Annotated in this window: 10 protein-coding genes; 1 reads left to right on the plus strand and 9 read right to left on the minus strand. The window is 69.5% G+C overall.

All coding sequences use genetic code 11. From position 1 onward, the window contains the following. On the plus strand, positions 1 to 414 hold a 414-nt coding region (locus FJV41_RS45130), incomplete at its 5' end, for a tetratricopeptide repeat protein (RefSeq protein WP_281291617.1). Positions 415 to 426: 12 nt separating this feature from the next. On the opposite strand, the gene FJV41_RS45135 is transcribed toward FJV41_RS45130, so the two are convergent. The 9 genes from FJV41_RS45135 to FJV41_RS45175 all read right to left on the minus strand — a co-directional run bounded on the left by FJV41_RS45135 (position 427) and on the right by FJV41_RS45175 (position 9,378). Then, a complete protein-coding gene (locus FJV41_RS45135) occupies positions 427 to 795 on the minus strand; it encodes an STAS domain-containing protein (protein WP_141648829.1) in 369 nt (122 codons plus the stop codon). A gap of 98 nt (positions 796 to 893) precedes the next feature. Beyond that, positions 894 to 1,604, minus strand: coding sequence for an SH3 domain-containing protein (locus FJV41_RS45140; protein ID WP_141648830.1), 711 nt, complete (start codon positions 1,602 to 1,604; stop codon positions 894 to 896). Beyond that, entirely contained in the window at positions 1,601 to 3,463 is a 1,863-nt protein-coding gene (locus tag FJV41_RS45145; protein ID WP_141648831.1) for a BatD family protein, read from the minus strand. The genes FJV41_RS45140 and FJV41_RS45145 overlap by 4 nt, the downstream gene beginning before the upstream one ends. Then, entirely contained in the window at positions 3,447 to 4,454 is a 1,008-nt protein-coding gene (locus tag FJV41_RS45150) for a tetratricopeptide repeat protein (RefSeq protein WP_174453102.1), read from the minus strand. The genes FJV41_RS45145 and FJV41_RS45150 overlap by 17 nt, the downstream gene beginning before the upstream one ends. Beyond that, positions 4,451 to 5,512: a VWA domain-containing protein gene (locus FJV41_RS45155; protein ID WP_141648832.1), complete on the minus strand. Its 1,062-nt coding sequence runs from the start codon at positions 5,510 to 5,512 to the stop codon at positions 4,451 to 4,453. The genes FJV41_RS45150 and FJV41_RS45155 overlap by 4 nt, the downstream gene beginning before the upstream one ends. After that, a complete protein-coding gene (locus FJV41_RS45160; RefSeq protein WP_141648833.1) occupies positions 5,509 to 6,519 on the minus strand; it encodes a vWA domain-containing protein in 1,011 nt (336 codons plus the stop codon). The genes FJV41_RS45155 and FJV41_RS45160 overlap by 4 nt, the downstream gene beginning before the upstream one ends. Further along, complete coding sequence (locus FJV41_RS45165) at positions 6,494 to 7,492, minus strand: BatD family protein (RefSeq protein WP_141648834.1); 999 nt, start codon at positions 7,490 to 7,492, stop codon at positions 6,494 to 6,496. Before FJV41_RS45165 ends, FJV41_RS45160 begins: the two co-directional genes overlap by 26 nt. Next, positions 7,489 to 8,370 (minus strand): DUF58 domain-containing protein, encoded by an 882-nt coding sequence (locus FJV41_RS45170; protein ID WP_141648835.1) that lies wholly within the window; start codon positions 8,368 to 8,370, stop codon positions 7,489 to 7,491. The genes FJV41_RS45165 and FJV41_RS45170 overlap by 4 nt, the downstream gene beginning before the upstream one ends. Before the next feature lie 18 nt (positions 8,371 to 8,388). Beyond that, a complete protein-coding gene (locus tag FJV41_RS45175; protein ID WP_141648836.1) occupies positions 8,389 to 9,378 on the minus strand; it encodes an AAA family ATPase in 990 nt (329 codons plus the stop codon). Positions 9,379 to 9,696 lie beyond the last annotated feature (318 nt).

The following is a 9,696-nucleotide window of genomic DNA, read 5'->3' on the forward strand; positions in this document are numbered from 1 at the left end:
ACCCTGGCTCCCCTAGCCCCGGAGCGCGCACCGCGCCCCATGCGCCCCACCATGCCCCTGGACGCGCCCGCTCCGGTGTCCACCACCCAGACGCCGGAAGACTTCCTCCAGCGCGCGGTGCGGCTGGAGCGCGGAGGCCATGTGGACCGCGCCATCGAGGTCCTCACGAAGGGCATCGACCGCGCCCCCGAGGCCGCCGCGCTCCACAGCAAGCTGGCCCTCATCCTCGTCCACCAGCGCAAGGACTACGTCCGAGCGGCCCGACTGCTGGAGCGCGCGGTGGAGCTGGAGCCGGGCAACACCGTCTTCCAGCAAAATCTCCTGAAGGTCGCAGCGCTGTCCGCGGCCTCCGCTGGACAGGGCAAGGAGCGCAAGCCCGGACTCTTCGCCCGCCTCACCGGCAAGCGAAGCTGAGCGGCCCGTCACTCAAGGACTGCCGCTGTCCAACAAGCGCTCCGCCTCTTCCAACGAGAAGGCGAGGTGCGCGTCGTAGCCCAGCTCACGACTGGTGCGCTCGAAGACGAGCGCCGTGTCGACGGAGCGGCCCACCACCCGCACCACGCGACGGAAACCCCGGACCTTCGCGGCCTCCATGATGCGCCGCAGTTGCACCGTGGCCTCGGCGTCCAACGACGTCACGCCCTTCATGTCCGACAGCAGGTCGAACCGCGGGCGCAACCGCTCGATGGCCCGCACCGCCGCGTCGCCGACGCGCTGGGCCTCTTCCCTGGCGATGTCACCCCAGATGCGCACCACCAGTCGGTTCTTCCCGACAAGGGCCTCGACTTCGAACACGGGGCTGAGACCTCCAAGGAAAACCCGCCATCCCTTACAGAGAGTCTACCCCCGGCGTCACGCGCGCTTCCAGGTTTCGTCCCGGCGTGCCGGAACGCTCAGATTTCCGCCACGCCCTCGCGCTCGGCCCAGCCTTCCAGTCCGTTGGGCAGACGGATGCGCACGAAGCGGCCCGTCTCCTCCAGGAGCCGCACCTTGAGGCCCGCATGCACCTCGAAGATGGAGCGGGCGCCAGGCTGCGGCAGCTCCCGAGCCACCAGCGTGGGCGACAGCACCACGGCCTCGTGCACCGTCTCGTCCACCCACGCATGCGCGGCCAGCAGCGCGCCCGTGGGCACCGCCACGGTGAACAGCAGCGCGGCGACGATGCCCAGGCCCGTGCGGCGTCCCGGCTTCAGCCACCGCCACACCAGCAGGAGCAGCAGCGCGGCCACCCACGTGCCCAGAAAGGTCCACGCCACCACGGTGCCGTCCGTGGCCGCCGTCACGCGCGGAAGGAACTCCTCCTCCGCCGTGGCGCCCACCACCTTGTCCACCTGTCGCGCGCGCGCCACGGCCAGGTTGGCCTCCAGGTCCGGCGCGCGGCCGCCCTGCTTCTTCGCCTGCTCCAGCGAGAGCACCGCGCGGCCCAGGTCCCCCCGCGCCAGATGCGTCGTGCCCAGGTTGTAGAGGACGTCCGCGCCGCCATGGCCATGCGAGAGGAGCTTCTCGTAGCCATCCTGCGCCGCCGCGTAGTCCTCGCGCGCGTAGGCCTCGTTGGCTTTCAGGAAGACGTCCTGCGCCTCTTCAGGCGAGTAGTACCCGCTCACGCCCAGCCCTCCATGGCCGCGACCGCGGCATCCATCACCTTCTGTCGCGCGGCGGCATCACCTCCACCGCCATAGCGGCCCAGGTCACAGGCCTCCAGCACGTACAGCACCCGGGCACGTCGCTCCTGCGCCACGCCCGCCACGGTCATGCGCTCGCCAATGGCCTCGCGAGTGAGGCCAATCACCGGACCGCCCAGCCGCGCGCCCAGGAAGCCATGCAGCGCCTTCTCCACCTCGGTGTAGAAGGCCCCCGCGTCGGCGCCGGCCTGGAGCTTCTCCGCTTCCACCAGTCGCTTGCGCGCGGCCTTCGCCTGCTGACGCCCCTTGTCCGCCTCGGTGCGCGTCGCCATGCGGCCTCGCACGCCGCCCAGGAGTGCCGCGCCCGCGAGCAGTCCCAGCGGGGCCAGCACCAGCGGCACGAAGAAGCTCCGCTTCCACGGTGGCTCGGACGGCGCGACGAAGCGCGCCTGGTAGCGCACCGGCCGCAGCCCACCGGACGTCAGCACGTTCTTCTGCTCGTTGGCCGAGTCCGCCACATGCGCGGACGACGTGGGCGGCAGCGCCGTGCTGCCCGCCGCGGGCTCCACCGTGAGGGTGATGGGGTCCGTGCGCGAGACCTCGTAGGAGCGCGCGCGCGCATCGAAGAAGGGAAACTCCAGCGCGGGCAACGTGAAGGTGCCCGTGCGCTGCGGCATCACCAGGTACTCCACCACGCGCCGACCCTGGACCCGGTTGCGCTGCGGCGCCACCTTGTCCGTCGTCGTGGGGTCATAGATTTTCAGCGCGGAGGGCCCGGTGAGCTTCGGCGGGTTGACGTTCTTCACGTTGCCCGAGCCCTCCAGGATGACCTTCACCGTGATGGGCTGTCCCAGCTCCACGCGCGTCTGCGACACGTCCACGGACAGCCGCCAGGCGCCCACGTTCGCATTGGACATGCCCTGCGGCGCACCGGGCGGCAGGGGCGCCACCTTCACCTTGAGCCCGTTGGACACGCGGTGCACGCGGTGGCCCGCGAAGAGGAAGCCCGTGGTGATGTCCGCCTCCGCCGCGGAGATGGACAGCGTGCCGGCCTTCACCGGGAAGAGCGCGCGGCGGCGCAGCAGATAGGCCCGGTACGGGACACCGTCGACGACCTTCTGCTCACCGGACAGCTGCGTGGGGCTCTCCACCTCCTCCGTCCAGAAGCCCTCCAGCTTGGGCATGGTGACGGCATCCACGCTGGACAGGTCCACGCGCGAGTAGATGTAGAGCGACAGCGTCACCTGCTCGCCCACGAAGATTTCGTCCCGGTCCAGGCTCGAGCGCAGGAACAGGTCCGAGTCTCCTCGGGGAATCGTGGGCTCGTCCTCCGGCTCGTCCGCGAACGGGTCCGGCAGGCGTGAGGGCATGCTCGCGAACGGGTCCGGCAGTCGCTGTTGCCGCCCGGACTGCGCGGGTGGAGGCCCCAGCCGTCCCGGCTTCACGTCAATCTGCACGGAGTCCGTGCGGTGCGTCTTGCCCGCGGTCGTCATCTCCGACGGAGGAATCGTCAGCTTCCCCGCGCGATTGGCCCGCATCACCATCACGTACTTGGTGACGTCCTGGATGTTGGCGGGCCCGCCGCCGGACCAGGAGACGGAGCGCTGCGTACTGCGTGAGCTGTTGACGACCTCGAAGTCGTCCGACCGCGGCAGCTTCACCTTGGCGTCGGCGGGCGCATCCACCGTCACCACCGTGAGCAGGAAGGTGTCCTCGCTGCCCACCTCCTCGCGGTTCACCGTCTGGTAGAACTCGAGGCCCGCCGCCCATGCCGGCGCCGAGGCCAGCAGGGCCAGCCCGACGAGCACCGCCACGGGGCCGCTGCTACCAGTCCTTCTCATTGGCCTTCCTCTGCTTCTTCTTCTGCTGGAAACGCCAGAGCTGGAGATTCTTCTCGTTCTGCTTCATCGCATCCAGCAGGCGCTCCGCCTCCTGCCGGTCCAGCTCCGATGGACTCACTCCACCATCCGAGCGCGAGTCTTCCGCGTCACCCTCCGACTCGCTGCCCCCATCCGTCCCGCCGTCCTTCGGGTCGCCCTCACCCTCATCCTGACCGCCGTCGGAGCCACCGTCGCTGCCGCCATCACCCTTCTGCGGAGGACCCTCCTGACCGCCGTCCCCACCATCCGCGCCGCCGTCACCACCACCATCCGCGCCACCATCGCCTCCGCCATCCGCGCCACCGTCACCACCCCCGTCGGCACCGCCATCCGCGCCACCGTCCTGGCCTCCGTCGGTTCCCCCGTCCACGGGAGTCCCACCGTCCGCCTTGGTGCCGCCGTCCTCGCCGCCGTCGGGCCGACCACCGTCCGTCCCGGAGTCACCGCCACCATCCGAGCCGCCATCCGCCGAGTTGTCCTGCGGCGGAGGAAGGTTTCGCAGCACCACCTCGTAGTTGTGCCGGGCCTGCACGTCCTGCGGGTCCAGGGTCAGCGCGCGTCGGTAGGACTTCAGCGCCTCCACCCGGTCCCCCGTCGTCGCGGCGAGGTTGCCCAGGTTGTACCAGGCCTTCTGTCGCAGGTCGGGACGGTTGGACTCCGTCACCCCGCGGAAGACCTCCTGTGCGTCCTTCACCCGGCCCAGCTTCGCCAGCGCGTCGCCCCGGTTGAAGTCCACCGCCGGGTCATTGGGACGCTCCTTCTTCGCGTCCTCGAACGCCTTCAGCGCGTCCTCATAACGGCCAGCCAGGTACGCCTCGCGTCCCTGTTGGACCCGCGGATGATCCCTCTCCAGCGGCCCCGCGCCGAGCGCCGACAGCGGCAGCATGAGGCACGCCACACAGGCCAGCAGTCGCGCGCCGCGACGTCGTCGTGTCTCGAGGCTCGCGCTCATGGCGACGACCTCCTGCGCGTGGACGGCAGCAACATCATCCCTAGCACGAGCAGCACCAGTCCGGGAATCGCGAAGGACTGGAAGCGCTCGTCGTAGCGGACCGTCACCCGACTCTCGAGTTCGCTCTTCTGCATCTGGTCGATGCGCTCCACCACCTGGCTCATCGCCACGCCGCGCGGTTGGAAGAAGAAGGCCCCACCGGTGGCCTCCGCGATGGCCGTCAGCCCCGCGCGGTCCAGGCGCGTAATCACCGTGTCTCCGGCTGAGTCCTTCTTGTAGTCCACGAACTCGCCGCGCCGGTCATAGACGGGAATGGGCTCGCCAGCCTCGGAGCCCACGCCCACCGCCAGCACCTGGACGCCCGCTTCCTTCAGCGCGTCGGTGGCCTCGCCCACGTCGCCGACCAGGTCCTCGCCATCCGACAACAGCACGACCACGCGCTCCTTCGAGCCGCGGTCCGCGTTCTCGAGCACCTGATGGGCGAGCCGCAGCGCCGCGCCCACGTTGGTGCCCCCCTGGGGCATGACCTCCGGGTCCACCGCGCGCAGGAACAGCTTCACCGCCGAGTAGTCCGACGTCAGCGGCGACTGGATGAAGGCATCCCCCGCGAAGACGACCAGACCCACGCGGTCGCCCTTCAGTTCGTCCAGGAGCGTCGTCAGCTCCAGCTTGGCGCGCTCCAGCCGGCTGGGCTGCACGTCGCGCGCGAGCATGGACTTGGACGCATCCAGCGCCACCACCACGTCGATGCCACGCCGCTTCGTCAGCTCGCTCTTGGTGCCACACTGCGGCTGCGCCAACGCGAAGCCGAACAGCGCCAGCCCCAGGCCATACAGGCTGCCCTGCGTCGCCGGACGCCACACGGAGATGCCCGGCGTGAAGCGCTCGGCGTGCCGCTCATGCAGCACCGCGCGCACGCGGGAGCGGCGCCTCAGCGACAGCGTGAGCGCGAGCAATCCCAGCAGCACGCCCACCAGCACGAGCCCCAGGAACAACGGCTGGGCGATACCCGCCTGATAGCCGAGCACGGTGAAGCGCCAGGGTTCCACGGGCGTCACGGGAAGACCCTCAGGAAGGTCGCGCGCAGGAGCAGCTCCAGCGCGACGAGACCAAAGGCGGCCAGCAGGAACGGATGGAACTCCTCACGGTACGTCGCGGAGGCGCCCCCCTCCATCAGCTTGGAGCGCTCCAGCGAGTCGAGCACCTTCTGGAGTCCGCGGCGCAGGCCCTCGGGGTCCGTGGCGCGGTAGTACTCGCCGCCCGTGCGGTCCGCGATGTCCTGCATCAGCTCCGGGTTGATGGGAATCTCCGTCTCGCGCCACACGGTGTTGCCGAACAGGTCCGTCCCCTGCGGGAAGGGCACCTTGCCGCCCTTGCCCACGAGGATGGTGTAGATGGGCACGTGGAGCGCCTCCGCCATGTGCGCGGAGTCGATGGGAGACAGCTTCCCCGCGTTGTTGTCGCCGTCGGTAATCAGCACCACGACGCGACTCTTCGCCTCCGAGTCCCGCAGGCGGTTGAGCGACGTGGCGAGCGCGTCACCGATGGCGGTGCCGTCCTCCAGCACGCGGGTGCGCAGCTGCTTGATGACTTCCTTCAGCACGCCGTAGTCCAGCGTCAGCGGCGCCTGCGTGTACGCCGCGCCCGCGAAGACGACCAGGCCGATGCGGTCATTCACCCGGTTGGCGATGAACTCGCTGAGCACTTCCTTGGCCACGTGCAGGCGGTTCTGCGGCCGGAAGTCGCCCGCCTCCATGGAGGTGGACAGGTCCAACGCCACCACGATGTCGATGCCCTCCACCGACAAGTCCCGCACGCGAGAGTCGCGCACCTGGGGCCGGGCGATGGCGAACACCGCCGCCGCGACGGCCACCGCGCGCAACAGCGGCAAGAGCGGCAACATGTACGTGCGCAGGCCCTTGCCACTTCGGGCGAACACGTTCGCCGCGGAGAAGCGCAGGGGCGCGCGAGCGCGACGCTCCCGCCAGGCCTGCACCAGCAGGAGCGGCACGAGCAGCAGTCCCCAGAGCGCCTCGGGGTTATTGAACGCGGGGAGCGGCGGCATTGGCGGGAGCCTGAGGCGGCGGGGGCGGAACGTAGGTCTTGTCGATGAGTTCGTAGCCGAACAGCAGCGCGTCTCGGCAGCTCTCGGGCGACGCATCCGCCCGGGCGTACTTCACCATGTCCGACTCGGACACGAAGCGCATCAGCTTGTCCTCGGGAAGCCCGAGCGGCGACAGGCGGCGCAGCGCGGTCATCAGCTCCGAGCTGGTGCACTCCAGCGCCTCGAAGCCATAGCGCTCGCCCAGATACCCTCGGACGATTTCGGACAGGCGGAAATAGTAGTCCTTCACGTGGCCACGCCCCGGGAGGTTCTCCGCCTTGAGCGAGTCCAGCGCCTTGCGCGTGCGCACGTCCAAGGGCAAGGGCGGCGGCAGGTTCACGTGCTTGGGGCGGTTCTTCCACCAGCGCACGAGCGCCCAGGCCAGCAGGCCCGCGGCGAGCACGCCCAGCAGCGTCAGCACCAGCCGCCACGAGCGGATGGGCACTTCCTGCGGCGGCTGGATGTCGAACAGGTCCGCGCCCTTGCCCTCGGCGTCCGGGGGCAGCGTGGCGGCCACCTCCACCTCGCGACCTGGCAGCGAGTAGTGACGCGGCCCCTCCGGCGTCGCCACGTCGAACTCGAGCGGCGGCACCTGCACCGTGCCCAGCGCGAAGGCGGACAGGCGCACCGCGAACGTCGTGGTGGCCGAGTCGGGCCCGTCATGGCGCTGACGCGTCTGGTCCAGGAACTCGAAGTCGCCCGTCTCCTTGGGCACCGCCAGTTCGTAGCGGTGGTCCTTCGGATGCGTGAGCACCACGTGGTAGGTGAACGGGTCGCCGATGCGCACCTGCTGCGGCTCCACGCGCACCGACACGTCCAGGGGCTGCGTCACCTCGTGCGCGGGCACGCCCGGGGGATTCGGCTGGGACTTCGCCCCCGCCGGAAGCGTCCCCAGACACAGCAGCACCGCGAGCAGGACCATGCACCGGCTCATGCCGCCATCCTCCGGGCCCGCGCGCGGAAGAACTGCGCGAGCGCCTTGCCGTGGTCATCTCCGGCCCGCAGCTCCACGTGGTCCAACTCCAGCTTCTTGAAGAGCTTGCGGCGCTCGTCGCGCGCGCCCTGCATCGCCCGGGCATAGCGTCCGCGCACGCCCGGGTCGCTCGTGTCCACGACGAAGCGGTCTCCCGTCTCCGGGTCCTCCATCTCCACCAGCCCCAGGCGCGGGAAGGCCTCTTCCAGCGGGTCCTCCACCACCACCGGGACGAGGTCGTGCTTGCGCCCCACCAGTCGCAGCGGCTTCTCGAAATCGCGCGCCTGGAAGTCGGAGACGAGGAAGGTGACGGCCTTCCGCTTCGCCACCTGCGTCAGGTACGTCAGGCCCGTCGCCAGGTCCGTGCCCTTGCCCACCGGCTGGAAGGTGAGGATGTCGCTCACCAGGCGCAGTACATGGGTGCGGCCTTTGCGCGGCGGCACCACCTTCTCCACCCTGTCCGAGAAGAGGATGAGCCCCACCCGGTCATTATTGGCGATGGCGCTGAAGGCAATCTGCGCGGCGACCTCGGCGGCGATTTCCGACTTGGTGCGCTCGCGCGAGCCGAACTCCTTGGAGGCCGACACGTCCACGAGGAGCATCACCGTCAGCTCGCGCTCCTCGGTGAAGACCTTGACGTAGGCCTCGTTCATGCGCGCGGTGACGTTCCAGTCGATGATGCGAATCTCATCCCCGGGCTGGTACTGCCGCACCTCGGAGAAGGCCATGCCCCGGCCCTTGAAGACCGAGTGGTACTGGCCCGCGAGCATGTCGGAGACCACCTTGCGGGTGCGAATCTCCAGCTTGCGGATGCGGCGGATGAGGTCCTTGGGCAGCACGGGTCGCTCGTCGGGCGGTCAGGGAACTTCGACGCGATCAAACACGCGCTGGATGATTTTCTCCGGGGTGAGGTCCTCGGCCTCCGCCTCGTACGTCATGGCGATGCGGTGGCGGAGCACGTCGAAGGCGATGGCCTTGACGTCCTCGGGCGTCACGAAGCCCCGGTGGCGCAGGAAGGCATGTGCGCGCGCGGCCTGCGCCAGGGAGATGGTGGCACGCGGTGAGGCGCCGAACTGGATGTAGTCCGCCAGGTCCTTGAGGCCGTACTTGCCGGGCTCGCGCGTGGCGAACACCACGTTGAGGATGTACTCCTTCACCTTCTCGTCCATGTAGATTTGGTGGACGAGCTCGCGGGCGCGGATCAGGTGCTCCACCGCGATGACCTTCTGCGCGCGCGGAGTCGTGCCACCGGACATGCGGTCCATGATGACCTTCTCTTCGTCGCGCGTGGGGTAGCCCACCTTCACCTTGAGCATGAAGCGGTCCACCTGCGCTTCGGGCAGCGGATAGGTGCCCTCCTGCTCGATGGGGTTCTGCGTGGCGAGGACGAGGAAGGGCGAGGGCAGCCCGAAGGTCTGGTCGCCAATCGTCACCTGTCGCTCGGCCATGGCCTCCAGCAGGGCGGACTGCACCTTGGCGGGCGCGCGGTTGATTTCGTCGGCGAGGACGATGTTGGCGAAGATGGGACCCTTGCGGACGGTGAAGTTCGCCGCCTGCTGGTTGTAGATCATCGTGCCCACCACGTCGGCGGGCAGCAGGTCCGGGGTGAACTGGATGCGCATGAAGCTGGCGCTGAGCGCGTCCGCCACGGTGCGCACGGTGAGCGTCTTGGCGAGACCGGGCACGCCTTCCAGCAGCACGTGGCCATTGCACAAGAAGCCGATGAGGATGCGCTCCAGCATGTAGCGCTGGCCGACGATGACCTTGCCGGTTTCCTGGTTGAGGACCTCGACGAAGCTGCTTTCCTGCTGCACGCGTTCGTTTAGCGCGCGGATGTCCGTGTTCATGACGCCTCGGTAAGGACTGGCGGCGGGCAGCCTAGGGTTGACCGGGTATCGGGCTCAACACCGCAGAAGGGCGGGCATTCCAGTAAGTTCCGAGTCGGCCCCCCGGAGGGCTCCACCCCATGGACCTCTTGCCCCCCACCCTCTGTACCACCCCGCGCGGCCCGGTGGGGCCCCAGGACGGGCCATGAAGGGCTCTCCCCTGGCGAAGTCCCCCACGGCGGGCCCGGTGGAGGCCAGCCTGCTGGCACAGCTCTCCCCCGGGGTGAAGGCGACGGTGCACTGGGTGCCTGGAGGGGGCGCGCTGCGGGTGCTGGAGGG

It is taken from the genome of Myxococcus llanfairpwllgwyngyllgogerychwyrndrobwllllantysiliogogogochensis, assembly GCF_006636215.1.
Classification (GTDB): Bacteria; Myxococcota; Myxococcia; order Myxococcales; family Myxococcaceae; genus Myxococcus; species Myxococcus llanfairpwllgwyngyllgogerychwyrndrobwllllantysiliogogogochensis.